We start from the raw sequence: 26,408 nt of genomic DNA on the forward strand, positions 1-26,408 counted from the left end.
ACGCCGTCGAGTGCGAGACTGGAACGATGGACGCTCCCTCCCCCCGCGACACGACCGCGCCGACCGCCGAGCCCCAGGCAGCCGAGCCCCAGGCCGCCGAGCCCCAGGCCGACCAAACCCAGACCGTCGCCCCCAGCAACCGCAAGGCGCCGTTCCCCCGCGGGTTCCTCGACACCATCTCGACGGGGTGGGCCGAGCACCCGGCTTCGCTGCCCGTCGCGCGCGAGCAGGCCCCGTGGGCCGCCCGTCGTCGCGAGAAGGTGTCGAAGGCCTTCCCCGGCCAGCGCGTGGTCGTCCCCGCGGGCGGCCTCAAGCAGCGCAGCAACGACTGCGACTACCCCTTCCGCGCGCACTCCGCCTTCTCGCATCTCACCGGGTGGGGCAGTGACGCCGAGCCCGACGCCGTGCTCGTGTTCGAGCCGCGCGACGAGGGACACGAGGCGGTCCTGTACTTCCGTGAGCGCGCCGATCGCACGACGGCGGAGTTCTACTCGGATGCCACGATCGGCGAGTTCTGGATCGGCCCGCGCCCCGCTCTCGACGGCGTTGCCGCCGACCTCGGCCTGACCACGGCGCACCTGGACGCGTTCTCGCCCGAGGCGGACGACCGCACGGTCGGTACCGACGACGAGCTGACGCGCTTCGTGTCCGAGCTGCGCCTGGTCAAGGACGAGTACGAGCTGGCGCAGATGGCCCTGGCCGTCGAGGTCACCGGGCGCGGCTTCGACGACGTCATCGCCGAGCTCCCCCGCATCATCGAGCACCCGCGCGGCGAGCGCGTCGTCGAGGGGGTCTTCCACCAGCGCGCCCGCTCCGACGGCAACAGCGTCGGCTACGACACGATCGCGGCCTCGGGCCCGCACGCCTGCTACCTGCACTGGACCCGCAACGACGGTCCCGTGAAGCCGGGCGACCTGATCCTGCTCGACGCCGGCGTCGAGGTCGACAGCCTGTACACGGCCGACATCACCCGCACGCTGCCCGTCTCGGGCACGTTCACCGACATCCAGCGCCGCATCTACGAGACGGTCCGCGAGGCCGCCGACGCGTCGTTCGCCGCGGCGAAGGTCGGCGTGCCGTTCCGTCGTCTGCACGAGGCCGCGATGGAGGTCATCGCGGCCCGCGTCGCCGAGTGGGGTCTGCTGCCGGTGACGGCCGAAGAGGCCCTCGACGGCGACCGCGGCGGCCAGCACCGGCGCTACATGGTCCACGGCACGAGCCACCACCTCGGCATCGACGTGCACGACTGCGCCCAGGCGCGTCGCGACATGTACTACGACGGGCTGCTCGAACCGGGCATGGTGTTCACGATCGAGCCCGGCCTGTACTTCCAGATCGACGATCTGACCGTGCCCGAGGAGTACCGCGGCATCGGTGCCCGCATCGAGGACGACATCGTGATGACGGCGGACGGTCCCGTCAACCTGTCGGCCGGCATCCCGCGCACCGCGGACGAGGTCGAGGAGTGGATCGCCCGGCTGAAGCGATGACCTTCACGCCCCCGGCACCCTTCACCTCCCGTCCCACCCTGCGGGGGACGTTCGGCATGTCGGCCTCGACGCACTGGACGGCCACCGCGACAGCGCAGGCGGTGCTCGAGCGCGGCGGCAACGCGTTCGACGCGGCCGTGGCCGGGGCGTTCGTGCTGCACGTCGTCGAGCCGCACCTGAACGGCCCCGGCGGCGACCTGGTCGCGCTGATCCGCCCGGCGGGCGCGGCCGAACCGGTCGTCCTGATGGGCCAGGGCCCGGCACCCGCGCGCGCCGACATCGCGCACTTCACCGGTCGCGGCCTCGACCTGGTCCCCGGGGCGGGCGGTCTCGCGGCCGCCGTGCCGGGGGCGGTCGACGCGTGGTTACTGCTATTGCGCGACCACGGCACGTGGGAGCTCGCCGACGTCCTCGCCTTCGCGATCGGCTACGCCCGCGACGGTCACCCCCTCGTCGCCGGTGCCGCCGCGACCATCGCGCGCGTCGCGGACCTGTTCCACGAGCGCTGGCCGACGTCCGCCGAGAGGTGGATGCCGACCGGCTCCCCGCCCGCGCCCGACACGGTCGTGCGCAACCCGGCGTGGGCCGACGTCCTGGACGCCCTCGTCGCAGCGGGCGACCGCGACGCCGGCCGCGAGAGCCGCATCGACGCCGCCCGCGAGCGGTGGATGACCGAGGTGCTGCCCGAGGCCGCCGCGTTCGTGGCCCACCCGCACCGTCACGCCGACGGGGCGGATCATGCCGGCATCCTGGATGCCGACGACCTCCGGTCGTGGCGCGCCGGTTACGAGCCCGCGGTGACGGCGCGGTTCCGCGGGTGGGACGTCTACAAGGCGGGGACGTGGACGCAGGGGCCCGCGCTGCTGCACACGCTGCGTCTGCTGGACGACGCCGACGACGCCCGGCTCGACCCGTCGACGCCCGAGGGGGCGCATCTGCTGCTCGAGGCGCAGAAGCTGGCCTACGCCGACCGCGACGCCTGGTTCGGCGACGGCGGCGGCGCGGTCGATGCCGACGACCTGCTGTCCGACGCCTACGTGTCCGCGCGCCGCGCTCTCATCGGGCACGCGGCATCCGCAGAGCTGCGGCCCGGCTCGCCCGACGGACGCGAGCCGCGCCTGCCACCGCTGCGCACCGACCGCTTGTCGGCGGACGGGTCCACCGGCGAACCGACGGTCGACCGGTCGGGGCAGACCCGCGGCGACACCTGCCACATCGACGTCATCGACCGGTGGGGAAACGTCGTCTCGGCCACCCCCTCGGGCGGCTGGCTGCAGTCGTCACCGACGGTCCCCGCGCTGGGGTTCTGCCTGGGCACGCGCCTGCAGGCGACCTGGCTGGTGCCCGGGCATCCGGCATCCCTCACCCCGGGGCGACGCCCGCGGACGACTCTCACCCCGACGATGCTCTCGCGCGGCGACGAGGTGATCGCGATCGGCTCCCCCGGCGGCGACCAGCAGGACCAGTGGCAGCTGCCGGTGCTGCTGCGGATGCTCGTGGGCGGCTACACCGCGCAGCAGGCGATCGACGCGCCGACGCTCAACACCACGGCGCTGATCGACTCGTTCTGGCCGCGCACGTGGGTTCCGGCCGGGGCGGCCGTCGAGGACCGCCTGGGCGACGACGTGATCGGCGCGCTCGAGGAGCGCGGCCACCGCGTCCGCCGTGCGGGCGACTGGGCGCTCGGGCGCGTCAGCGCCGTGGGACGCGACGCCGACGGCCTGCTGTGGGCCGCGGCCAACCCGCGCGGGGCGCAGGGGTACGCGGCCGGACGCTGAGACGCCGCCGGACCGGGGCGGGCACCCGGGCCACATGACCCGGCCCGCACGAGAACGGGCGGACGGGGCCGGCTCCACCCGCCCCGCACGCCCACCCGAGAGAACGGATGGCGGCGGTCACCGCCCGCCGGCGAACGCGCCGACCACCCCGGCCAGACCCGCACCGATCTGCTCGGCCGGCCGCCGCGCACCCTTGACCTCGAACGAATGGTTGCCGCCGTCGACCCACCGCACGCGGGCGTCCTGGCACGAGGCCACCACCTCGTCGAACTGCCCCCGCGGGTCGATGAACGGATCGTTCGCGCCCTCGACGAACAGCTGGGGTACCGAGATCGCGGGCAGGTGCGCGCTGCGGGGCTTGTCGGGGCGACCCGGCGGATGCAGCGGATATCCCAGGTACACCAGTCGCGCCGGGGCGATGGCCCCCTCGGCGGCGGCGACGGATGCCATGCGCCCGCCGTACGACTTGCCCACCGCCGTGTAGTCGCCCGGCGCGTGGGCGGCGAGCCAGGCCTCGACCCCGCGCCAGGTCGCCACCGCGTGGGCGGCGGGGCCCGGCATCCGTCGTCCCGCCTCGACGTAGGGGAACACGAAGCGCAGCACGGCCACGCCGTCGGCCGTCAGGGCGTCGGCCAGCCCGACGAGGAACGGGTGCTCCATGCCGGCCCCGGCACCGTGGGCGAGGGCGACCGTGGCATGCGACTGCGCGGAAGCCGACCAGAGCCCCGACACCTCGGCGGGTCCCGCCGGCAGCTCGACGGCGATGCGGACGGGCTGCGGGGTCACCGCGAGGCGGGGGTGTCGTCCGCGTCGGGACCGTCCGCGGGCGCGTCGGGACCGGAGCGGCCGGAACCGCCCGCATCGGCGGACGACGGCGCCTCGGCCGCGGGAGCCTTCGGAGCGATGCGCTCGCCGTACCGCGGCGGCTCGTCGTCGCGCGGCGCGGAGCCGGGGGCGACCGAGGGCACCGGCGGACGCGGCGGCGCGGCTTGACCCGACGGGCGGCGCTCGCCGTACTGCGGGGGCGTGGAGTCGTCGCCGACGGGGCGCGACACGGTGGAGCGCGCGGCCGTGCCGGTGGGGCCCAGGACGCCGCGCGCCTTGTGCACGCTGGTCGCGGCGACGCACACGTCGTAGTGGTCGGCGGCGACCTGCATGACCGAGGCGAAGTCGCGACGGCGACGGACGATCGAGTACGTGCCCAGGCTCAGAAGCATGCCGAGGGCCATACCGATCAGCAGCACGCCGATGAAGGCCGAGATCTGCGCGGTCGGCGTGCCGAGCACGAAGATGAACGCGAACAGCAGACCCAGCATCAGGCCGTTCAGCGCACCCGAGCGGGCCGCCGTGGCGTAGCCGAGCTTTCCGGTGATCCGCTCGATCGAGCGCAGGCCCGAACCCACGATCGCGATGTCGCGCGCGGGAACCTCGGCGGCGATGAGCGACGAGACGGCCTTCTGCGCCTGCTCGTACGTGGGGAACGAGGCGATCTTGTCGCCGACCTCGTCGCGACCGGCACCCGGACGCTGCGCGAACATACTCATTTCATCATCCTGTCACGCACGCCTGACCGTTCCCGAGGTGTTGCCGACGAGGTGCGGACTACGCTGTACCGGTGAGCACGCAAAGGGTTTTCGTCGCCCGCTTGGCGGGCTGCACGGTGTTCGACCCGGCGGGAGACCGTCTGGGCCGGGTGCGCGACGTCGTGGTGATCTACCGCGCCTCCGCCGCACCGCGCGTCGTGGGCCTCGTCGTCGAGATCCCGGGCCGTCGACATGTGTTCGTGTCCATCGGACGCGTCACCTCGATCCAGGCCGGTCAGGTCATCACGACCGGCCTCATCAACGTGCGCCGCTTCCAGCAGCGCGGCGGCGAGGTGCGCGTGATGGCCGAGATGCTCGGACGCCGCGTGAGCCTCGTCGACGGCTCGGGCTCCGCCGTGATCGAGGACGTCGCGATCGAGCGCAACCGCCTCGGCGAGTGGGACGTGGGCCAGCTGTTCCTGCGTCGCCCGCGCACGAGCGCGTCGCCCTTCGCCAAGGGCGCCACGACCTTCGCCGCCTGGGGCGAGGTGCGCGAGAACCAGACGCCCGGCGAGGCGCAGTCCGCCGAGCAGCTCGTGGCGACGTACTCCGAGCTCAAGCCCGCCGACCTGGCCAACACCCTCCTCGACCTGCCCGAGGAGCGTCTGATCGAGGTCGCAGAAGAGCTGAGCGACGACCGTCTGGCCGACGCCCTCGAAGAGATGCCCGAGGACGAGCAGGTGCACATCCTCGAGCAGCTCGGCGACGAACGCGCCGCCGACATCCTGGATGCCATGGAACCCGACGACGCCGCCGACCTGCTCGGTCAGCTGCCCGAGTCGCGCTCCGAGCAGCTGCTCGATCTGATGGAGCCCGAAGAGGCCGACGACGTCCGCGCGCTGCTGCAGTACGGACCCGATACCGCCGGTGGTCTGATGACCCCCGAGCCCATCGTGCTGTCGGCCGACGCCACGGTCGCCGAGGCCCTGGCCCTGATCCGTCGGCACGAACTGCACCCGGCGCTCGCGGCATCCGTGTTCATCACCCTGCCTCCGTACGAGACGCCGACCGGACGCCTGCTGGGCACCGTGCACTTCCAGCGGATGCTGCGCTACCCGCCGCACGAGCGGCTGGGCGCCATCATCGACGACACGCTCGAGCCCGTCCCCTCCGACGCCACGGCGGCCGAGGTCGCGCGCCTGCTGGCCAGCTACAACCTCGTCTCGCTCCCCGTCGTCGATCAGGCCCACCGCCTCGTCGGCTGCGTCAGCGTCGACGACGTGCTCGACTACCTGCTGCCCGACGACTGGCGCACGCACGACAGCGATGATCCGAGACCGCCGACGTCGGTCAGACCGCTCGCGACGCAGAGCATCCCCCAGATCCCGCAGACCCCGAGGAGGCGCTGATGGCACGCAACAACAAGCAGCCGGCCCTCGATGCGCCCCGCGGGCGCACCGGTGTGCTCGCCCCTCGCACCCCCCAGCCCTCGCGCGACCGCTTCGGACGCTTCACCGAGTGGGTGGCACGCGCGATGGGCACGCCCACGTTCCTGCTGTCGCTGACACTGTTCTGCGTGGTGTGGATGGGGTGGAACTCGCTCATGCCCGACGACCTGCGCTTCGATTCGGCCGACATCGGCTTCACCGCCCTGACGCTCGTGCTCTCGCTGCAGGCCTCGTACGCGGCCCCGCTGATCCTGCTCGCACAGAACCGGCAGGACGACCGCGACCGCGTGCAGATCGAGCAGGACCGCCAGCGCGCGGAGCGCAACCTCGCCGACACCGAGTACCTCGCCCGCGAGATCGTGGCGCTGCGCATGGCCGTGCGCGACCTGACCGACGAGGTCATCACCAAGGACACGCTGCGCACCGAGCTCAAGGCGCTGCTGGAACGCCTGGACGACCAGCCCGACACCGCCGCCCGCTCGACCGCTCCGCGAGCCACCCCGTGACCGCGGCGCTCGCCGATCGCGTCCGCGACGCGGTCGCGGCCGTCACCGATCCCGAACTGCGCCGGCCCCTCGGCGACCTCGACATGCTGCGCGAGATCACCGTCGCGGACGGTGTCGCCGACGTCGGCATCGCCCTGACGATCGTCGGGTGCCCCGCCGCGGACCGCATCGAAAGAGAGGTCCGGGATGCCGCGGCCTCGGTCGACGGGATCGACGCGGTCGAGGTGCGGGTCGGCGTCATGTCGCCCGACGAGCGCAAGGCCCTCACCGACAAGCTGCGCGGTGGTCGGGCGAAGCGCGAGATGCCGTTCGGACCCGATTCGCTCACGCGCGTGATCGCCGTGACCAGCGGCAAGGGCGGGGTCGGAAAGTCCACCGTCACCGCGAACCTCGCGGTCGCCCTGGCCGCCCGGGGCCTGCGCGTCGGGCTCATCGACGCCGACGTCCACGGCTTCTCGATCCCGGGCCTGATGGGCCTGGTCGACGCCGACGGCCTGCCCCCGGCCCCGACGCGTCTGGACGACCTGATCCTGCCGCCGGTCGCCTACGGCGTGAAGGTGATCTCGATCGGCATGTTCCTGCGCCGTCCCGGAGAGGATGCCGCGGGCGCGGTCGCCTGGAGAGGACCCATGCTGCACCGCACCGTGCAGCAGTTCCTCACCGACGTCTTCTTCGGCGACCTCGACGTGCTGCTGCTCGACATGCCGCCGGGAACCGGCGACGTCGCGATCTCGGTGGGGCAGCTGCTCCCCCACGCCGACGTCCTCGTCGTGACGACCCCGCAGGCCGCGGCCGCCGAGGTGGCGGTGCGATCGGGTCTGGTCGCGCGGCAGACGGGTCAGAGACCGATCGGCGTGATCGAGAACATGGCCGCCATGACCCTTCCCGACGGGACGGTGCTCGACCTGTTCGGCGCCGGGGGCGGCGACGAGGTCGCGCGCGCCCTGTCGAGCGCCGATGCCGCGGTGCCGCTGCTGGCATCCGTTCCGCTCAGCCCGGCGCTCCGCGCGGGAGGGGACGACGGGAGACCCGTGGTGCTGTCGCAGCCCGACGACCCGGCCGCCCGCGCGATCGATGCCGCCGCCGCGGCCCTCGCGGTGCGCCCGCGGGGTCTGGCCGGCAAACCGTTGCGCCTGAGCGTCTGAGGCCCGCGGGGCTCAGCCCCCGGTGGCCGAGAACGTCGGAGGCCGGTCGGGTCGGGTCGCGGCCCCGCCCCCGGTGGCCGAGACCGTCGGACCCCGGTCGGATCAGGTGGATTCGTCGTCGAACGGCGGGCGTTCCCCCGCCACGAACGGCGTGGTGGCCGGCTTCTCGCGCGCGGCGAGGGCCGCGGCACCGGCGGCGCGCATCGTGGCCGTGGGGGTGTCGTCGAGGAGTGCCTCGCGGATGATGCGGCGCGGGTCGTACTGGCGGGGGTCGAGCTTCTTCCAGTCGACGTCGTCGAACTCGGGACCCATCTCGTCGCGCATGCGGGTGCGCGCACCCTGCAGTGTCTCTTTCGCGCGCTTGGTGAACTTCGCCAGCGCCTCGGCGTACCGCGGAAGACGCTCGGGGCCGATGAGCACAGCGGCGATCACGCCGATCAGCATCAGCTTCTCGATCGTGAGGCCGAAGAACATGGGTCCAGATTACCGGCCGCGCCTCGGGGGTTCGCACCGCCGGGCCGTCTAGCCTGATGGGTGGAGGTCCACGTGAGCGGTCATGAAGCGAACGAGCGGTTCGTGCAAGAGACGACGGTCGAGCCCGAGCACATCGCTCGCGCCCGAGCGCACGCGCTCGAGCTCGGCGCGGCCCCCATCAGCCCCGCGGTGGGCGCCCAGGCGGCGGTGATTTCGGCCGCGTCGCGCGCGCTCAACATCGTCGAGGTCGGCACCGGCGGAGGCGTCTCGGGCCTGTGGCTGCTGCACGGATCACCGCGCGCGACGATCACCACGATCGACAGCGAGCCCGAGCACCTCGGCGCCGCCCGTCAGGCCTTCGCCGACGCGCGCGTCCCCGCGGCGCGGGCCCGCTTCATCACCGGCCGCGCCGCCGACGTGCTGCCCCGCATGAACGAGGCCTCGTACGACATCGTCTTCATCGACGCCGACCCCGAGGGCGTCATCGAGTACGTCGAGCACGGCCTGCGTCTGGTGCGCGCGGGCGGCACGGTGCTCATCCCCCGCGTCCTGTCCGGCGGCGCCGTCGCCGACCCGGTGCGCCGCGACGCCGTCACCACCGCCTACCGGTCGCTCATCCAAGAGGTGCAGGCGTCCCCCGCCGTGATCGGCGCCCTGTCGACGACGGGTGAAGGGCTGCTGCAGCTGACCACCCGTCCCACCCAGGGCTGACCCGAAGAGCCCGGCGCGCAACGCCCCCGGGAACGACGAAAGCCGGTCCCGTAGGACCGGCTTCCGTGAGCGCGAAGATCGTCAGGCGGCGCCGACGACCCCTCCGAGCACGTCGTAGAGTTCTTTCGCCTCGGCGTCGTTGACGGAGACGACGAGTCGCCCGCCACCCTCGAGCGGAACCCGCACGATGATCAACCGGCCCTCCTTCACGGCCTCCATCGGTCCGTCACCGGTACGCGGCTTCATGGCTGCCATCGCGGCCCCCTTTTCGTGATTGGTCGTGAACTAGTTTAGTCGGTCGTCGCGGGCACCCCGTGTCGGGGCGCCCCGACGCGGTCATCGGCCGTCTCAGGGGATCTGCCAGTAGGCGTTGCCCAGGCCGTACATGTTGTAGATCCACCACCACTGGCCCAGCAGCGACAGGGCCAGGACGCCGATGCGCCACGCGCGCGAGCGCGGGAGGGCCAGCGCCCCCCACAGCGGCGACACCGGGACGAGCAGGCGGAACACGCTCGACTGCGGGAAGAACACCAGCAGCAGATAGATCAGGTAGCTCGCCGACCACAGCCGCACCTCGACGCCGAGCTTCTTCACCTGCGGCACGAACAGCAGCACGCACGCCGTGCCGACGATCAGCACGACGAGGAAGGCGTACCCGGCCCAGACGCCGAGACCCCACTGCGTGAACCAGAAGCCGGCGGCCTGCACCCACCCGTCACCGGGCAGGAATCCACCCTCGCTGTTCCCCGTCCAGTTGCGGCGCCAGGCGAGCTCGGTCGCCAGGTACGCCCCCGGATCACCGGTGACCGCGGCCGCGATCACCTGCCACGAGAACCCGACGATCGTGGCCAGCGCACCCAGCGCGACGAGGTGCACGACCTCGCGCGACGGCAGCGGTTCGCGGCGTCGACGCAGGAATCGATGGATGCCGTACAGCCCGAGGAACAGCGCGAAGGCCAGGATGCCGGGGCGGGTGAACCCCATCGCCGGCACGAGCGCGTAGAGCCAGCCCCACCGCCGCAGCTGGACGCAGCGCAGGGCCAGGAACAGCAGCAGCAGGAACAGCGATTCGGCGTAGCCGACCTGGAACAGCGCCGCCAGCGGACCGCACGCGAACAGGACGACCGCCCACATCGCCGCCGACGCACCGATGCGCTCGCGCAGCAGGGCGTGCAGCACGACGCACGCGCCATAGCCCGACAGCAGCGAGATGGTCACCGCGCCGGCGCCCCACGACCCCATGAGCGCCCCCACGGCACCCGACAGCCACGAGTACAGCGGCATGAAGGCCCAGGCGTTCTCGGCGATGTGCCCGCCCGCAGCGAGGGGCAGCTCGGTCGGGTAGCCCGACACCGCGACCAGCCAGTACCACTGGGCGTCCCACCCGATCGAGAGGTCGGCGAGAGACGGAGAGACGCCGTAGCGCGAGGCCGGCGTCGACAGGGCCGCGGCGGCGAGGAAGAACCCGGTGGTGACCAGGCGCGCCGCGACGTAGACGAGCGCGATGCGCGCGGCCACGGGCAGGCGCGACCACACCCGGACCGGCGCGGATGCCGAGACCCCGGTGGTCACGACCCGCTCAGCCAGGCGCGCAGACCGTCCTCGACCGCCACGATCTGCGCGACGGGGACCCGCTCCTCGTCGTGGTGCGCGAGGTGCGGGTCGCCGGGACCGTAGTTGACGGCCGGGATGCCGAGGGCCGAGAACCGCGCCACGTCCGTCCAGCCGTACTTGGGCTTCGGGGCGGCGCCGACGGCATCCACGAACTGTGTCGCGAGCTCGGCGTCGAGTCCGGGACGGGCGCCCTCGGCGATGTCGACGATCTCGACCGCGAAACCGGTGAAGACGTCGCGCACGACGCGCGCGGCGGCCTCGGCGTCGCGGCTGGGCGCGAAGCGGTAGTTGACCTCGACGGCGCACGCGTCGGGGATGACGTTGCCCGCCACGCCGCCCGTGATCGACACGGCGTTGAGGCCCTCGCGGTAGACGAGCCCCTCGACCTCGATCTCGCGCGCGCGGTACTCGGCCAGGCGGGCGAGGATGGGTGCGGCCTTGTGGATGGCGTTCTCGCCGATCCAGGAGCGGGCGCTGTGCGCGCGGACGCCGGTGGTGCGCACGACAGCGCGGAGGGTGCCGTTGCAGCCCCCCTCGACCTCGCCGTTGCTCGGCTCGCCGAGGATTGCGAAGTCGCCCTCGAACAGGTCGGGACGGTTGCGAGCGAGTCGGCCGAGGCCGTTCAGCGACGAGTCGACCTCTTCGTGGTCGTACCACATCCAGGTGATGTCGACCGGGGGTGCGCTGAGCTCGGCCGCGAGCTTGAGCTGCACGGCGACGCCCGCCTTCATGTCGACGGTGCCGCGCCCCCACAGGAACGCCTCGCCGTCGATCTCACGGTCCTCGACCGGGAGGTTGCGGTTGATGGGCACCGTGTCGAGGTGCCCGGCGATCACGACGCGGCGCGCCCGGCCCAGGGTGGTCCGGGCGACGATCGTGTCGCCGTCGCGGGTCACCTCGAGGTGGGGGTACGCCGAGACGGCGGCTTCGATGGCATCCGCGAGAGGAGTCTCGTCCCCCGACACGCTGTGGATGTCGCAGATGGCCCGCGTGAGGGCGACGGAAGAGGACGTGAGGTCGAGCCCGGGCATGCCCCGATCATTTCACACGCGGTCGCGCCGGTAGCCTGGGCTCGTGAGTGACGAACGACTGATCAGCGCTGCCGGCCTCTCGACGCGGACCACCGGGGGAACGGTGCTCGACGCGTGGTTCCCGAACCCGCGGCTCGGCGCCATCGACGACCTCTCCGCTCTCGAAACGGAGCTGTCCGCGTCCGCAGGCCCCGACGAGCGCCGCGGTGTCGTCGTCGAGACCGTGTCGCTGCAGATCGACGCGGATGCCGCCCCGACCTCGACCGTCGACGCCTACCTGCGCCTGCACGCGCTGTCGCACCTGCTCGTGCGTCCGAACGAGATCAACCTCGACGGCATCTTCGGCCACCTGCCCAACGTGGCGTGGACGACAGCGGGCCCGATGCACCCCGATGACGCGACGCGCCTGCTGCCGCGGCTGCGGGCCCACGGCATCCAGCTCCAGGGGCTCGACAAGTTCCCGCGTCTGACCGACTACGTCCTGCCCGCCGGGGTGCGCATCGCCGACGCGTCGCGGGTTCGCCTGGGCGCGCACCTCTCCCCCGGCACCACCGTGATGCACGAGGGCTTCGTCAACTTCAACGCCGGAACCCTCGGCTCGTCGATGATCGAGGGCCGCGTCTCGCAGGGCGTCGTGATCGGCGACGGCACCGACATCGGCGGAGGCGCCTCGATCATGGGCACGCTGTCGGGCGGCGGCACCCACCGCGTCTCGATCGGCGCGCGGACCCTGCTGGGCGCGAACGCCGGCATCGGCATCTCGCTGGGCGACGACTGCGTCGTCGAGGCCGGGCTCTACGTCACGGCGGGCACGAAGGTCCGCGTCGGAGACGAGACGGTCAAGGCCGGCGAACTGTCGGGCCGCGACGGCATCCTGTTCCGCCGCAACTCCCTCACGGGTGCGGTCGAGGCCTCGGCGCGCGCCGGCGTCGGCGTGACGCTGAACGACGCCCTGCACGCCTGAGCGCGCGGCGCCCCGGCTGACGCCGCCCACGGGGTCCCGCGCCCGCGGGGTGTCGCGCCCGCGGGGTGTCGCGCCCGCGGGGCCCCGCGCCCGCGGGAAGACGCCGATAAACGCTGTCCGTGCTGAGAAACGCTCCGTCACCGCGTTTCTCGGCACAGATGGCGTTTATCGGCGCCACGACGCCGACCGGAGCCGCCCCGTCAGTCACGCACGCGCACCGACAGACAGGTGACGCACCCCTCGAGCTTCTCGAACTCGCTGATGTCCACCGTGACGACCTCGAGCCCCCGCGCGCGATGCGACGCGGCCGTCTCGGGAGCATCCGCCGACATCAGCACGGTGCTGTCGTCGAGCACCACCACTGCGGTGCCGTGCTCCTCGGGGACGCCCGCGAACCGCGGGAACAGACCAGGGTCGTCGACGAGCGGCTCGAACCCGATCACCGTGCCGTCCGGTAGCGCCGTCACCCCCGACTTGAGGTGCAGCACCTTGCCGACCGGGATCTCGCGCACGACCCACCCGCGCGTCTCGAGCAGCGTTCGCAGCTGCGCGATGCCCTCCGCATTCGTGCGGGACGACGCGCCCACGTACACGGTGTCGCCGACCTTGAGCACGTCGCCGCCGTCGAGGGTGCCCGGCTCGGCGATCTCGGCGGTGTCGATCCCGGATGCCACCACCCCGACGCGCACCGTCTCGGCCTCGCCTCGGCGCGACTCGGCGCCCGCCCGGCACAGCACGGCCAGGTCGCCGAAGATCACCACGGCATCCTCGACGAAGACCCCGTCGGGATGCGCGTCGGCCGGCTCGATCTCGATCACGTCCCAGCCGCGCGAGCGGAAGGCGTCGACGTATCCGCGCCACTGCTCGACAGCCAGATCGGCGTCGACCGGCACGCGGTCGAGGTGCGTGAGCTCGCCCTCGGCGAGCAGGGGCGAGGGGCGGCGGACCAGCAGGCGCGGCATGCCCCGACCCTAGTGGGTCTCGGCGGGCGTCGCGGATCGGCGTTCGCGCGGCTCCCCCTCCCCTCGTCCCACTTACGGGGGCGCATGTCCCACTTCTGACGGGGTATGTCCCACATATCGCGGTTCGGCAGCCTCCCGACCGACCAAAAGTGGGACGAGGCCCCGAGCGCCGGGCTCACCAGCCACGCCACCGACGCCATGTCCCACTTCTGACGGGGTATGTCCCACATATCGCGGTTCGGCAGCCTCCCGACCGACCAAAAGTGGGACGAGCACGGCCGCCCCCAAGAAGAACGCCCCGCCCCTCCGAAGAGGGACGGGGCGTTCGACGCCGGCTCAGACGCCGGGGTAGTTGCGCTCGGCGGCACCCGTGTACAGCTGCTGCGGGCGGCCGATCTTGGTCTGCGGGTCGGTGATCGCCTCGCGCCACTGCGCCAACCAGCCGGGCAGGCGACCGATCGCGAAGAGCACGGTGAACATGCGCGTGGGGAAGCCCATCGCCTTGTAGATCACGCCGGTGTAGAAGTCGACGTTGGGGTACAGGCGACGCTCCTTGAAGTAGTCGTCCTGCAGCGCGATCTGCTCGAGCTCTTTCGCGAGGTCGAGCAGCGGGTCGCTGACGCCGAGGGCCTCGAGCACCTCGTCGGCCGCTTCTTTGACGAGCTTGGCGCGGGGGTCGTAGTTCTTGTAGACCCGGTGGCCGAAGCCCATGAGCTTGACGCCCTCTTCTTTGTTCTTGACCCGCTCGACGAAGCGCTCGACGCTCTCGCCCGAGTCGCGGATGCGGCCGAGCATCTGCAGCACGGCCTCGTTGGCGCCGCCGTGCAGGGGTCCGGAGAGGGCCTGGATGCCGGCGGAGATCGACGCGAACTGGTTGGCACCGGTCGACCCGACCAGACGCACCGTCGAGGTCGAGGCGTTCTGCTCGTGATCGGCGTGCAGCATGAGCAGCAGGTCGAGCGCCTTCGTCATGACCGGGTTGACCTGGTAGATCTCGCTCAGCACGCCGAAGTTCAGCTTGAGGAAGTTGTCGACGAAGCTCAGCGAGTTGTCGGGGTACAGGAAGGCCTGGCCGATGCTCTTCTTGTGCGCGTAGGCCGCGATCACGGGGAGCTTCGCGAGCATGCGCACCGTGTTGAGCTCGACGTGCTCGGGGTTGTGCGGGTCGGACTCGGCCTCGTAGTAGGTCGACAGAGCGGCGGTCGCGGCCGACAGCACCGACATGGGGTGCGCGGTCGGCGGCAGCGACGAGAAGAAGCGCTTGAGGTCTTCGTGCAGCAGGGTGTGGCGGCGGATGCGCTCGTCGAACGACGCCAGCTCGGATGCCGAGGGCAGCTCGCCGTAGATGAGCAGCCACGCGACCTCGAGGTAGGTGCTGTTCTTCGCGAGCTGCTCGATCGGGTAGCCGCGGTAGCGGAGGATGCCCTGATCGCCGTCGATGAAGGTGATGTCGGACTTGGTCGACGCCGTGTTGACGAATCCGTAGTCGATCGTCGTGTGACCGGTCTGCTTGGTCAGCGACGCGATGTCGATGCTCGGGACGCCGTCGGTGCCTCGCAGGACCGGGAATTCGGCGGCCTTGCCCCCTACCGTGAGAGTGGCCTTGTCCTGCTGCGTGCCCGCGTCGCTCACCGCGCCTCCTTGCGATTTCTGGTCGCCCGTCCGGTCGATCGCGAGGCTTGCGGCACCCGCGGTCTTCTCGACCGATGGATGCCACGGGTATGGCCTCCGGGTCGGCACGCGCACGGAGGGATGCCCCGGACGCTGTGCTTCTACAGCCTAGTAGGCCAGGGGTCGTACAGATGACACCGCCAAAGGATGCTCCCATCGAATGGAGGGATCCTCCTGATCAGCGCGCCGGATGAGGGCGAAGACCCGCCCGGGGCCGTCAGCCGGCCAGGCGCGCCGCCGCCGCGGCGATGCGCTCATCGGTGGCCGTGAGCGAGAACCGCACGTGATCCGGGTAGTGGGTGCCGTAGAAATGTCCCGGTCCGACCAGGATGCCGAGCTCGGCCAGGCGCCCGACGCTCTCCCACGCGTCACGGCCCTCGGTGGCCCACAGGTACAGCCCGCCCTCGCTGCGGTCGATGGTGAAGCCGGCGGCCTCGATCGCGGGCTTGAGCACCGCGCGGCGGCGGGCGTAGAGCGCGCGCTGCGCGGCGACGTGCTGGTCGTCGCCGAGGGCGACGGTCATCGCGCGCTGCACGGGCGCGGGCGGCATGAGGCCCAGGTGCTTGCGCCCGGTCAGCAGGCGCTCCACGAGCGTCGGATCGCCGGCCAGGAAGGCCGCACGGTACCCCGCGAGGTTCGACTGCTTGCTGAGGGAGTACACCGACAGCACCCCGGCCAGGTCGTCGCCGACGACGCGCGGGTCGAGCACGCTCGGCACGGGCTGCGCGTCCCACGGGGCGTCCCAGCCCAGTTCGGCATAGCACTCGTCCGAGGCCAAGACGGCGCCGATCTCGCGCGCGCGGGTCACGGCATCCCGGAGTTCATCCGTCGACAGCACCCGGCCGTCGGGGTTCCCCGGCGAGTTGATCCAGATGAGGCGCGCGTGAGAGGGCCACTGGTCGGGATCATCGGATGCCACTGCCTCGGCGCCCACCAGGCGAGCGCCGACCTCGTACGTGGGGTAGGCGGCGCGGGGATGCACTACGGCATCGCCGGGGCCGAGCCCGAGCAGCAGCGGCAACAGGGCGACGAGCTCTTTGGAACCGACGGTCGGCAGCACGTTCTCGGCGCTCAGCCCCGGAACACCGCGACGGCGGTGGTACCACTCGGCGATCGCCTCGCGCAGCGCCGGGGTGCCCGCGGTCTGCGGATAGGCGTGCGCGTCGGTCGCGTCGGCGAGGGCCGCCGCGACGACGGCCGGCGTCGGGTCGACGGGCGAGCCGATCGACAGGTCGACGATCCCGTCGGGGTGGCGCCGTGCACGCTCCGCGTACGGGGCGACGGCATCCCAGGGGTAGTCGGCGAGGTCGGCGACGCCCACGACTCAGTGGCTCTGCGGGGGAAGCGACGACACGACGGGGTGATCCTTGGCGATCACGCCCACCTTGGCGGCCCCACCGGGCGAGCCGATGTCATCGAAGAACTCGACGTTGGCCTTGTAGTAGTCGGACCACTCTTCGGGCAGGTCGTCCTCGTAGTAGATGGCCTCGACCGGGCAGACCGGCTCGCACGCACCACAGTCGACGCATTCGTCGGGGTGGATGTAGAGCGACCGCTCGCCTTCGTAGATGCAGTCGACCGGACACTCGTCGATGCAGGCGCGGTCTTTGACATCGACACACGGGAGGGCGATCACGTAAGTCACGGGGTCAGTCTAATCCCGCCGGGACACCCGGCCCGGCCGACGGGCCGTGGCCCTATGATCCGGCGGGGCGCGGGGCGTCGCCGAAGCGCGAGAAGTCGGGCCAGAGCGCCACGAGCACCATGAGGGCCGGACCCACGACGGTCCAGACGATCGGGATCCACTCCGTGCCGGCCGTGGGCGCGGCCACGATCGCCGACCCGCCCGGCCCGATCTGCGAGAACAGGTAGGTCGCGGCCGTCAGGCCCAGCCCGCCCGCCAGGGCGTTGAGGCGATCACCGGTCAGGCTGCGCAGAGCCACGAGCAGGGCGGCGCTGCCGATCGTGGCCAGGATGAGTCCGACGGGCAGCGGACCGACGAGGAACGCCTGACCCACGGTTCCGGCGGCGCCGTAGAACGCCCCCACCAGCAGGGCGACGACCCAGCCGACGACGCGCAGAATCCTCGAAGTCACGGGCGCCAGTCTACGTGCGGCTCCTCTGCGCCGGCTGAGCCGCCGACGCTCGTGCGGTGCTATGGGACCGGCGCGGTCCCGGCGCGCGAACCCCTCAGGCCGCCCACCCCCCGAGGCGCAGCAGTGCCGCGGTGACGGCCGCTCCGGCCACGACGACGAGGAACGGCGCCTGCACCCACAGCAGCACCGCTGCCACCCCGACCGCCGGAAGGCGCGCATCGATCACGATCGCCGGTCCCGCCGCCGCGGTCTGCACGACCACGAGCGCGGCGAGCAGCGCGACCGTCAGCAGGTCCGCGATGCGCGCCGGGCGGGGCGCGTCGAGCCAGCGGGCGGGCAGCAGATACCCGGTCGCCTTGAGCGCAAGACAGATGACGGATGCCAGGAGCACCGCGGTCCACAGGGTCATGGCATCCCGTCCTCATCGGTGACGACCGGTGTCGAAGGGGGGCGTCGCGGGTCGAAGAGACCGACGGCCACGGCGACTCCCGCGGCGGCGATGACCGGGATGCCGGGCAGCAGCCACGGCGTCAACGCGGCCGCGACGACCGCCGCGCCGGCGGCGACCGCGAGGGGCTGCCGGCCACGCAGCCGTGGCCAGAGCAGAGCGAGGAAAGCGGCTGCCGCGGCCGCATCGAGTCCGTACGCGCGCGGGTCGCCCCGCACGTCCCCGAGCAGCGCGCCCGCCAGCGTGGAGAGGTTCCAGCCCACCCAGATCGCGATGCCCGTCACCCAGAACCCGGCACGACGGGCCCGCGGCGTCTCGTGGGCGAGCGCCACGGCGACGGACTCGTCGATCGTGAAGGGGGTCGCGGCGGCCTTGCGCCACGCTCCCCCGCCGACCACCGGAGCCATCCGCATGGCGTAGGCGGCGTTGCGCACCCCCAACAGCGCGGCCGAGGCGATCGCCGCGGGCGCGGCGGCGAGACCTCCGGCGGCGACGACACCGACGAAGGCGAACTGCGAGCCGCCCGTGAACATCAGCAGGCTCAGCACGCACGTCTGCCAGACGTCGAGACCGGATGCCACCGACAGCGCACCGAACGAGATGCCGTAGGCGCTCGTGGCGAGGGCCACGGCGAGACCCTGGCGGGTGGCATCCCCCTCGGGTGTTCGGTAGAACGAACGCATGCGCATCATCGTGAACGATGCGCATCTGTTCGTCAAGTCGAACGATCGACGACCATAATGAACGCATGACCGATCTCGGCGACCGCATCGCGGCGACGCTCCGACGAGAGCGCGAGCGCCGCGATCTCAGCGCGTCCGAGCTGGCGCGACGCGCCGGCGTCGCCAAGGCGACCGTCTCGCAGCTAGAGAACGGGGGCGGCAACCCCAGCGTCGAGACGCTGTGGGCGCTCGCGTCGGCGCTCGAGATCCCCTTCGCGGACTTCGTGGACGAGGGAGCGCACTCCCCCACCCTGATCCGGGCGGGCGAGGCGGGGACGGCGGTGGCCTCGGCATCCTCGGCCTATGTCGCCGTGCTGCTCTCGGCGAGTCCCCCGCACGCGCGCCGTGACATCTATCTGCTCTCCGCCGAGCCCGGGACCCCCCGCCGCTCCGAGCCGCACCCCCGCGGCACGATCGAGCACGTCGTCCTCGTGTCGGGACGGGGCCTCGTCGGACCCGCGGACGCCCCGTTCGAGCTCTCGCCCGGTGACTACCTGTCGTACGCGGGCGACGCCCCGCACGTCTTCGAGGCCCTGACCCCCGGCATGAGCGCCGTCTGCGTGGTCGAGTCGCGCTGACGGCCCGGCCCGTCCCCGCCGGGCCGTCACCGTGCACAACGGCGGGCCTCACCCCCGACACGCCGCCCCGACCACCGACTCACACGGCGTGTCGCCCGCCCGCCCCGCAGTTGTGCACGCTGCACGGTGTCGCCGCCGCACCGTCGAGGCAACGACGGGCCCCCGGCCCGGCCCGTCCCCCGGCCGGGCCGTCACCGTGCACAACGGCGGGCCTCACCCCCGACACGCCGCCCCGACCCTCGACTCACACGGCGTGTCGCCCGACCGCCCCGCAGCTGTGCACGCCCCCGGCGCGCCCGCTCCACGGCGCCCCGCCCCGAGAAACGGCGAACGGCCCCGCACAGCGCGAGCTGGGCGGGGCCGTTCGACGGGACGCGACGTCAGGCGTTGGCATCCTGTCGCTTGAGGCGAGAGGCGGCGCGGCCGCGCTCGGTCGCGTCGAGCACGACTTTGCGGATGCGCACCTTCTCGGGGGTGACCTCGACGCATTCGTCGTCGCGCGCGAACTCGAGCGACTCCTCGAGCGTGAGCACGCGCGGGGGCGTCATCGACTCGAACGAGTCCGACGTCGACGAACGCATGTTCGTCAGCTTCTTCTCTTTGGTGATGTTGACGTCCATGTCGTCGGCGCGCGAGTTCTCGCCGATGACCATGCCCTCGTAGACCTCTTCGGTGGGCTGCACGAAGAAGCTCATGCGCTCCTGCAGGGCGATCATGGCGAACGGGGTGACGACACCCATGCGGTCGGCGACGATCGAGCCGTTCTGACGCGTGGTGATCGAGCCCGCCCAGTCGTCGTAGCCGTGCGAGATGGCGTTGGCGATGCCGGTGCCGCGCGTGATCGTGAGGAACTCGCTGCGGAAGCCGATCAGGCCACGCGAGGGCACGACGAACTCCATGCGCACCCACCCGGTGCCGTGGTTCGTCATGTTGTCCATGCGTCCCTTGCGGGCGGCCATGAGCTGCGTGATCGCGCCGAGGTGCTCTTCGGGGGCGTCGATGGTGAGGTGCTCGAAGGGCTCCTTGAGCTTGCCGTCCTCGCCGCGCTTGGTGACGACCTGGGGCTTGCCGACGGTGAGCTCGAAGCCCTCGCGACGCATGTTCTCGACCAGGATCGCCAGGGCGAGCTCGCCGCGGCCCTGGACCTCCCACGCGTCGGGGCGCCCGATGTCGACGACCTTGAGCGAGACGTTACCGATCAGCTCGCGGTCGAGGCGGTCCTTGACCATGCGGGCGGTGAGCTTGTGGCCCTTGACCTTGCCCATGAGGGGCGAGGTGTTGGTGCCGATCGTCATCGAGATGGCCGGGTCGTCGACCGTGATCGCCTTGAGCGGGCGCACGTCCTCGGGGTCGGCGATGGTCTCGCCGATGGTGATGTCGGGGAAACCGGCGATGGCGACGATGTCACCGGGGCCGGCGTCCTCGGCGGGGTAGCGCTCGAGGGCGCGGGTCTTGAGCAGTTCGGTGACGCGGGCGTTGCTGGTGGTGCCGTCGGCGCGCACCCAGGCCACGGTCTGGCCCTTCTTGAGCGTGCCGTTGAACACGCGCAGCAGCGCCAGACGACCGAGGAACGGCGAGGAGTCGAGGTTGGTGACCCACGCCTGCAGCGGCGCCTCGTCGTCGTAGGCCGGTGCCGGCACGTGCTCGAGGATCGCGGCGAACAGCGGCTCGAGGTCGTCGTTGTCGGGCAGCGCGCCGTTGTCGGGACGGTTCAGGGATGCCGCGCCCGCACGACCCGAGGCGTAGACCACCGGCACGTCGAGCAGGGCGTCGACGTCGAGGTCGGGCACGTCGTCGACCAGGTCGGACGCCAGGCCCAGCAGCAGGTCGTGCGCCTCTTCTTCGACCTCGGCGATGCGGGCGTCGGGGCGGTCGGTCTTGTTGACCAGCAGGATGACGGGGAGCTTGGCCTCGAGAGCCTTGCGCAGCACGAAGCGCGTCTGAGGCAGCGGGCCCTCGGACGCGTCGACCAGCAGCACGACGCCGTCGACCATGGACAGACCGCGCTCGACCTCTCCACCGAAGTCGGCGTGACCGGGGGTGTCGATGACGTTGATCGTCACTGGGACCTCGGTGTGGATGCCGTTGTAGGTGATCGCCGTGTTCTTGGCGAGGATCGTGATGCCCTTCTCGCGCTCGAGGTCGTTCGAGTCCATCGCGCGCTCTTCGACGTGCGCGTGGTCGCCGAACGAGCCGGTCTGGCGGAGCATGGCGTCGACGAGGGTCGTCTTGCCGTGGTCGACGTGCGCGACGATCGCGACGTTGCGGAGGTCAGGACGAAGGGCGTGCGCCATGGAGGGTCTCCAGGAAATTTCGGGGTTGCGCCCGGAATCGGGCCACCCCAGTCTACCGGGCGCCCGCGACACTCCCGGCAGCGCACGTTCAGGAACGGCCACGGCGCACGAAAAGGGGCGGGATCCCGAAGGACCCCGCCCCCTCGAACGATGCCGGACTCAGCTGTTCTGGAAGCCGACGATCGTCCAGTCGACGGTCTCGAACTGGGTGGCGCCCCAGTTCACGAGACCCTGCTTGACGGCCCAGACGTTGGGCAGCGGGGCGATCGGGATGATCGGCACCGACTCCCACAGCACCTTGTCGATCTCCTGCGCGGTCTCGAGACGCGCGGTCGGGTCGAGCTCGTTGTTCGCCTGCTCCCACAGACCGTCCAGACGCTCATCGGCGATGCCGGTGAAGTTCTGCTCCGAGTCCACGGGGGTGAACAGCGAACGGGTCGACGAGATCGGGTAGGCGGTGCCCACCCACGAGAAGGTCACCATCTCGAAGTCGCCGGGGATGATGTAGTCGCTGAAGTAGCCGCCCACGGGGACCGAGACGAGCTCGACGGGGATGCCGAACTCGCCGAGGTCGGCCTGGATCTGCTCGGCGCGCTGGACGTTGGTCGCGGTGTCGGCGGGGACCGTCACCGAGAACTTCAGCGGGGTACCGTCCTTGACCCAGGAGTCGCCGTCCTTCGTGTAACCGGCGTCCTCGAGGTACTTCGCGCCCGCGTCGGTGTCGTAGGGCAGCGCACCGTCGGTGTAGCCGTCCTGTCCGGGCATGAAGATGTAGCTGCCCTGCGTGATCGCGGGGACGCCGACGGGCGAGTTCGCCGTGTTCGCGATCTGCTCGCGGTTGACGATGGATGCCACGGCCTTGCGGACGTTGACGTCGGCGAGCGGGCCGTCCGAGGCGCGCATCGTGATGTGCGTCCAGGTCAGACCGTTCGACGCCTGAATCTGCGCGCCCTGCACGCCCTGGGCGGTCTGGTAGAGGTCGGCGTTGGCCGAGATCTCGACGGCGTCGATCTCACCGTTGCTGAACGAGGAGCCCTGCTGGTCCTGGCTCACCGCGCGGTAGACGATGGTCTCGAGCTTGGGCGTCTCGCCCCACCAGTTGGGGTTGCGCTCCAGCGTCGCGACACCGGCGGTGGCGTCGATCGAGCGCACCTTGAAGGGGCCCGAGGACGGCACGGCCTGCGTCGTGTAACCGGTGTTGAACGTGGTCGGGTCGGCGGTGACGCTGGCCTTGAGCACGGGGCTGAGCAGCGACTGCCAGTCGGCGAACACGGACGAGAAGGTGATCTTCAGATCGAACTCGTCCTCGCCCTGCTCGACGGACGAGACCTGGTCCCAGCCGGTGGTCGAGGTGACGACGTAGTCGGGGTTCGAGCCGTTGTTGGCCTTCCACATCCCCTGGTAGTCGGCGACGGTGATGGGCGTGCCGTCCTCCCAGACGGCATTCGGGTTCAGCTTGACCTCGACGACCTGCGGGTCCTCGCTGACGAGCTCGGCGGACGAGGCGTAGTTCTCGTCCACGACGGGTTCACCCGACTCGTCGATCTTGATCGGACCGCCGCTCATCGTGGAGTAGATGTCGTTGGTGTCGCGCTCGTTGCCGTCGATCTGGTAGATGTTCCAGTTCACCGGCAGCGACGAAACGGCGAGCGTCAGCGTGCCGCCGTCCTGCACGCTCGAGGCGTCGGCGCGCACCCACGCGGTCGAGGGCAGCGCGTTCTGGTCGTCGGGGTTGGCCGACGGCGCCGCGGTGTTGCCGGGCGCGCACCCGGCGATCGCCAGGGCGGCGGCGCTCAGCAGCGCGAGCGCACCGAGCCCCTTCGCTTTGCGGATCTGCATGTGATCAATCCTCTCGTTGGTGATCAGGGAGGGCCTTCGACGACGTGGTGCCGTCGGTCGAAGACGTTCGGGGGGAACCGGCCGCCGCCGTCTCGAGGACGAGGTCGGACCGTTCGGCGTAGTGGCACGCCACCTCGGAGTGCGCCGACGGGCGCAGACCGGGGTCGTCGGAGTCGCACCGGCGCCGGTCGGCGTCGGGCAGCAGGCGGTACAGCGGGCACCGCGTGCGGAAACGGCATCCCGAGATCTCCTGCGTCGGGCTCGGCAGGTCGCCGTCCAGCAGGATGCGGGTGCGCTGTCGCTCGATACGCGGATCGGGGATCGGCGCCGCCGAGATGAGGGCCTTGGTGTACGGATGCCGTGGGTCGTCGAACACCGCGTCGACCGGGCCCTGCTCGACGATGCGCCCGAGGTACATGACCGCGACGTCGTCGGCGATCTGGCGCACCACGGCGAGATCGTGCGCGACGAAGAGGAACGACAGACCGAGGCGTTCCTTGAGGTCTTCGAGCAGGTTGATGACGCCCGCCTGAATGGACACGTCCAGCGCCGACACGGGCTCGTCGAGGACGACGACCGCGGGGTCGGTCGCCAGGGCGCGGGCGATGCCGATGCGCTGACGCTGACCGCCCGAGAACTCGTGCGGGTAGCGGTCGGACATGTTCGGGTCGAGCCCGACGAGCTCGAGCAGCTCGGTCATCTTGCGGTCGCGCTCCGCGCGCGGGACGCCCTGGACCAGCAGCGGCTCGGTGATGACCTCGCCGACGGGAAGGCGCGGGTCGATCGCGCCCATCGGGTCCTGGAAGACGATCTGGATGCCCTTGCGCAGCGTCGCCTTGTCCTTGCGGCTGACGGTGGCCACGTCGGTGCCGTTGATGTGGATGCTGCCGCTCTGCGGTGCGACCATCTCCATGATCTCGAGGATCGTCGTGGTCTTTCCGCACCCCGACTCCCCCACCAGGCCCATCGTGCGACCGGGCTGGATCGAGAACGAGATGCCGTCGACCGCGCGCACCGTGCCGATGCGTCGCGGGAACACCGCGCCCTTCATCAGCGGGAAGTGCTTGACGAGGTCCTTCACCGCGACCGCGGGCGTGACGTCCGCGCGCAGCGGCGGGATCTCGCCGAGCGCCTCGGGACGCGGGAAGATGTCGGGTCGGGCCAGGGAGCCCGCGGCGATCTCGTCGGCGCGGATGCAGGCCGAGACGTGGTCGGGGTCTTTCCCGTGCACGACCAGCTCGGGCTCGACGTCGTGGCAGGCGTCGATGGCGATCGGGCACCGCGCCGCGAAAGGGCAGCCCTTCGGCAGGTTCGCCAGGGACGGCGGACGCCCCTCGAGCGGGACGAGCCGGTGCGAACCCGCGGTCTGCATGTTGGGCACCGAGCGCAGCAGCCCCACGGTGTACGGCATGTGCGGGTCGTGGAAGATCTCGTCGACGGAGCCGCGCTCGACCAGCTTGCCGGCGTACATCACGGCGACGCGGTCGGCGTGGCCGGCGACGACGCCGAGGTCGTGGGTGATCAGCACGACGGCCGCCCCCGTGACCTCGCGCGCCTTCTGCAGCACCTCGAGGATCTGCGCCTGGATCGTGACGTCGAGCGCGGTCGTCGGCTCGTCGGCGATGATGACGCGCGGGTCGTTGGCGATCGCCATGGCGATCATCGCGCGCTGGCGCATACCGCCCGAGAACTCGTGCGGGTACGCGCGGGCCCGGCGCTCGGCATCCGGGATGCCGACGAGCTTGAGCAGTTCGACACTGCGGGCGTGCGCGGCCTGAGCGGACAGGGCGCGGTCGTGCAGGCGCAGACCCTCGGAGATCTGCTCGCCCACGGTGTAGACCGGGGTCAGCGCGGACAGCGGGTCCTGGAAGACCATCGCCAGCTCCGCGCCGCGGATCTTCGACAGCTGGGCGTCGTTCATCGTCAGCAGCGAACGGCCGTCGTAGACGATGTCGCCCTCGACGCGGGCGTTCGAGGGCAGCAGCCCCATGACGGCGAGCGAGGACACGCTCTTGCCCGAGCCGGACTCCCCCACGATGCCGAGGAACTCGCCCTCGTGCACGTCGTACGAGATGCCGCGGACCGCGCGGACGGCGTTGCCCTCGCGCTGCGGGAAGGTGACGCTGAGGTCGCGCACCGACAGCAGCGGCGAGCGTCCGGTCGAAGACAGCATGGTGGCGGAACGGGTGTCAGTCACGGTTCGCTCCCGAGGTGGGGTCGATGGCGTCGCGCAGGGCGTCGCCGATGAGGCTGATGGCCAGGAGCAGCACGATCAGCACGCCGGCCGGGTAGACGAACAGCCACGGGCGGGTGACGGCGGCCGAGGTGCCGGCGGCCAGCAGCGTGCCGAGCGACACGTCGGGCGGCTGCACACCGAAGCCGAAGTAGCTCAGCGAGGTCTCGGCCATGATGGCCGCCACGATCCCGAGGGTCGCGTCGATGATGAGCAGCGAGGCGATGTTGGGGATGATGTGACGCCCGAGGATCTGGCGCGTCGGCATGCCCATGTAGCGGGCCGCGCGGACGAAGTCGCGGTTGCGCAGCGACCGGGTCTGGTTGCGCACGACCTGGGCCAGGATCATCCAGCTGAACGCCGCGAGGAAGAACGTCAGCGCCAGCCACGACAGGCCGCGCGTCAGCGGGCTCAGCAGCACGAGGATGAAGAACGACGGGATCACCAGCAGCAGGTGGATGAGCCAGCCGATGACGGCGTCGATCTTTCCGCCGAGGTACCCGGCGACCGAGCCGACCGCCGCGGCGATGAGCGTCGCGCCGATACCCGCGAGGGCGCCGATGATGAGGGACTTCTGCAGGCCCACGAGGGTCTGCGCGTAGATGTCCTGGCCGATGCCGTTGGTGCCGAACCAGTGCAGCTGGGTCGGACCGAGCCCCACGTTGAGGAAGTCGCGCTGGCTGGCGTCGTAGGGGTAGAGCAGCGGTCCGATGAAGGCCCACAGCACGATGAAGACGAGGATGCTCGCGCCCACCCAGAACCGGGGCATCTTGCGCAGACGCGCGCGGACGAGGGCTCCGCGCGACAGCGGCTTGCGCTCGCGGGTCACGGGGCTGGGCGCGACGAGCGTTCCGTCGAGGGCTTCTTCCTGCATGGTCATG

At 71.5% G+C, this 26,408-nt stretch carries 25 protein-coding genes; 8 read left to right on the top strand and 17 right to left on the bottom strand.

Annotated elements, in window-relative coordinates:
• The first annotated feature begins 26 nt into the window (after nt 1–26).
• Nucleotides 27–1,490: an aminopeptidase P family protein gene (locus DC432_RS09950; RefSeq protein WP_116537765.1), complete on the top strand. Its 1,464-nt coding sequence runs from the start codon at nt 27–29 to the stop codon at nt 1,488–1,490.
• Entirely contained in the window at nt 1,487–3,268 is a 1,782-nt protein-coding gene (locus DC432_RS09955; RefSeq protein WP_116537766.1) for a gamma-glutamyltransferase family protein, read from the top strand. Before DC432_RS09950 ends, DC432_RS09955 begins: the two co-directional genes overlap by 4 nt.
• 117 nt (nt 3,269–3,385) lie before the next feature.
• Here the strand turns inward: DC432_RS09955 and DC432_RS09960 are convergent, their stop codons facing one another.
• The gene (locus tag DC432_RS09960; RefSeq protein WP_243393092.1) at nt 3,386–4,054 is read right to left on the bottom strand and encodes an alpha/beta hydrolase family protein; all 669 of its coding nucleotides are present in this window, start codon (nt 4,052–4,054) and stop codon (nt 3,386–3,388) included.
• Nucleotides 4,051–4,812: a general stress protein gene (locus DC432_RS09965; protein ID WP_116537767.1), complete on the bottom strand. Its 762-nt coding sequence runs from the start codon at nt 4,810–4,812 to the stop codon at nt 4,051–4,053. Before DC432_RS09965 ends, DC432_RS09960 begins: the two co-directional genes overlap by 4 nt.
• Nucleotides 4,813–4,883: 71 nt before the next feature.
• Between DC432_RS09965 and DC432_RS09970 the strand changes: the two genes are divergently transcribed.
• Genes DC432_RS09970 through DC432_RS09980 form a run of 3 tightly spaced genes read left to right on the top strand, consistent with a single transcriptional unit; the run spans nt 4,884 to nt 7,890 of the window.
• A complete protein-coding gene (locus tag DC432_RS09970) occupies nt 4,884–6,200 on the top strand; it encodes a magnesium transporter MgtE N-terminal domain-containing protein (RefSeq protein ID WP_116537768.1) in 1,317 nt (438 codons plus the stop codon).
• Nucleotides 6,200–6,745, top strand: coding sequence for a DUF1003 domain-containing protein (locus DC432_RS09975; protein WP_116537769.1), 546 nt, complete (start codon nt 6,200–6,202; stop codon nt 6,743–6,745). Before DC432_RS09970 ends, DC432_RS09975 begins: the two co-directional genes overlap by 1 nt.
• Nucleotides 6,742–7,890, top strand: a complete 1,149-nt coding sequence (locus DC432_RS09980) for an Mrp/NBP35 family ATP-binding protein (protein WP_116537770.1) — start codon at nt 6,742–6,744, stop codon at nt 7,888–7,890. The genes DC432_RS09975 and DC432_RS09980 overlap by 4 nt, the downstream gene beginning before the upstream one ends.
• Nucleotides 7,891–7,992: 102 nt before the next feature.
• On the opposite strand, the gene DC432_RS09985 is transcribed toward DC432_RS09980, so the two are convergent.
• On the bottom strand, nt 7,993–8,364 hold the full coding sequence (locus DC432_RS09985) for a Sec-independent protein translocase TatB (RefSeq protein ID WP_116537771.1): 372 nt from the start codon (nt 8,362–8,364) through the stop codon (nt 7,993–7,995).
• Nucleotides 8,365–8,436: 72 nt separating this feature from the next.
• On the opposite strand from DC432_RS09985, the gene DC432_RS09990 reads away from it, so the two are divergent.
• A complete protein-coding gene (locus DC432_RS09990; RefSeq protein WP_116537772.1) occupies nt 8,437–9,075 on the top strand; it encodes an O-methyltransferase in 639 nt (212 codons plus the stop codon).
• Between the two features lie 81 nt (nt 9,076–9,156).
• Here the strand turns inward: DC432_RS09990 and DC432_RS09995 are convergent, their stop codons facing one another.
• The 3 genes from DC432_RS09995 to dapE all read right to left on the bottom strand — a co-directional run bounded on the left by DC432_RS09995 (nt 9,157) and on the right by dapE (nt 11,720).
• Complete coding sequence (locus DC432_RS09995; protein WP_076490128.1) at nt 9,157–9,330, bottom strand: DUF3117 domain-containing protein; 174 nt, start codon at nt 9,328–9,330, stop codon at nt 9,157–9,159.
• Between the two features lie 93 nt (nt 9,331–9,423).
• The gene (locus DC432_RS10000) at nt 9,424–10,647 is read right to left on the bottom strand and encodes a hypothetical protein (protein WP_116537773.1); all 1,224 of its coding nucleotides are present in this window, start codon (nt 10,645–10,647) and stop codon (nt 9,424–9,426) included.
• Nucleotides 10,644–11,720 (bottom strand): succinyl-diaminopimelate desuccinylase, encoded by a 1,077-nt coding sequence (dapE, locus tag DC432_RS10005; protein WP_116537774.1) that lies wholly within the window; start codon nt 11,718–11,720, stop codon nt 10,644–10,646. The genes DC432_RS10000 and dapE overlap by 4 nt, the downstream gene beginning before the upstream one ends.
• A gap of 43 nt (nt 11,721–11,763) precedes the next feature.
• Between dapE and dapD the strand changes: the two genes are divergently transcribed.
• Entirely contained in the window at nt 11,764–12,684 is a 921-nt protein-coding gene (dapD, locus tag DC432_RS10010; protein ID WP_116537775.1) for a 2,3,4,5-tetrahydropyridine-2,6-dicarboxylate N-succinyltransferase, read from the top strand.
• A 200-nt stretch (nt 12,685–12,884) separates the two neighbouring features.
• On the opposite strand, the gene ddaH is transcribed toward dapD, so the two are convergent.
• The 7 genes from ddaH to DC432_RS10045 all read right to left on the bottom strand — a co-directional run bounded on the left by ddaH (nt 12,885) and on the right by DC432_RS10045 (nt 18,544).
• A complete protein-coding gene (ddaH, locus tag DC432_RS10015; protein WP_116537776.1) occupies nt 12,885–13,646 on the bottom strand; it encodes a dimethylargininase in 762 nt (253 codons plus the stop codon).
• Nucleotides 13,647–13,982: 336 nt separating this feature from the next.
• On the bottom strand, nt 13,983–15,278 hold the full coding sequence (locus tag DC432_RS10020; protein ID WP_108318244.1) for a citrate synthase: 1,296 nt from the start codon (nt 15,276–15,278) through the stop codon (nt 13,983–13,985).
• Nucleotides 15,279–15,534: 256 nt separating this feature from the next.
• Entirely contained in the window at nt 15,535–16,638 is a 1,104-nt protein-coding gene (dapC, locus tag DC432_RS10025) for a succinyldiaminopimelate transaminase (RefSeq protein WP_116537777.1), read from the bottom strand.
• Between the two features lie 3 nt (nt 16,639–16,641).
• Nucleotides 16,642–16,962: a ferredoxin gene (gene fdxA, locus DC432_RS10030; RefSeq protein WP_076676249.1), complete on the bottom strand. Its 321-nt coding sequence runs from the start codon at nt 16,960–16,962 to the stop codon at nt 16,642–16,644.
• A gap of 52 nt (nt 16,963–17,014) precedes the next feature.
• Nucleotides 17,015–17,413 (bottom strand): histidinol dehydrogenase, encoded by a 399-nt coding sequence (locus DC432_RS10035; protein WP_116537778.1) that lies wholly within the window; start codon nt 17,411–17,413, stop codon nt 17,015–17,017.
• Between the two features lie 94 nt (nt 17,414–17,507).
• Nucleotides 17,508–17,822 (bottom strand): AzlD domain-containing protein, encoded by a 315-nt coding sequence (locus DC432_RS10040; protein WP_116537779.1) that lies wholly within the window; start codon nt 17,820–17,822, stop codon nt 17,508–17,510.
• Entirely contained in the window at nt 17,819–18,544 is a 726-nt protein-coding gene (locus DC432_RS10045) for an AzlC family ABC transporter permease (protein ID WP_116537792.1), read from the bottom strand. Before DC432_RS10045 ends, DC432_RS10040 begins: the two co-directional genes overlap by 4 nt.
• A 65-nt stretch (nt 18,545–18,609) precedes the next feature.
• On the opposite strand from DC432_RS10045, the gene DC432_RS10050 reads away from it, so the two are divergent.
• On the top strand, nt 18,610–19,161 hold the full coding sequence (locus tag DC432_RS10050) for a helix-turn-helix domain-containing protein (RefSeq protein WP_116537780.1): 552 nt from the start codon (nt 18,610–18,612) through the stop codon (nt 19,159–19,161).
• Nucleotides 19,162–19,541: 380 nt separating this feature from the next.
• Here DC432_RS10050 and typA read toward each other — a convergent pair whose 3' ends face one another.
• From typA to DC432_RS10070, 4 genes are all read right to left on the bottom strand, one after another.
• Nucleotides 19,542–21,455 carry a translational GTPase TypA gene (typA, locus tag DC432_RS10055; RefSeq protein ID WP_108317476.1) on the bottom strand — a complete coding sequence of 638 codons (1,914 nt, stop codon included), beginning with the start codon at nt 21,453–21,455 and terminating at the stop codon, nt 19,542–19,544.
• A 159-nt stretch (nt 21,456–21,614) separates the two neighbouring features.
• The gene (locus tag DC432_RS10060) at nt 21,615–23,294 is read right to left on the bottom strand and encodes an ABC transporter family substrate-binding protein (RefSeq protein WP_116537781.1); all 1,680 of its coding nucleotides are present in this window, start codon (nt 23,292–23,294) and stop codon (nt 21,615–21,617) included.
• A 4-nt stretch (nt 23,295–23,298) separates the two neighbouring features.
• Nucleotides 23,299–25,491: an ABC transporter ATP-binding protein gene (locus DC432_RS10065; RefSeq protein ID WP_431739680.1), complete on the bottom strand. Its 2,193-nt coding sequence runs from the start codon at nt 25,489–25,491 to the stop codon at nt 23,299–23,301.
• Nucleotides 25,484–26,407 (bottom strand): ABC transporter permease, encoded by a 924-nt coding sequence (locus DC432_RS10070; RefSeq protein WP_116537783.1) that lies wholly within the window; start codon nt 26,405–26,407, stop codon nt 25,484–25,486. The genes DC432_RS10065 and DC432_RS10070 overlap by 8 nt, the downstream gene beginning before the upstream one ends.
• Nucleotide 26,408 lies beyond the last annotated feature (1 nt).

This window comes from Microbacterium testaceum (assembly GCF_003075375.1).
GTDB lineage: Bacteria > Actinomycetota > Actinomycetes > Actinomycetales > Microbacteriaceae > Microbacterium > Microbacterium testaceum_E.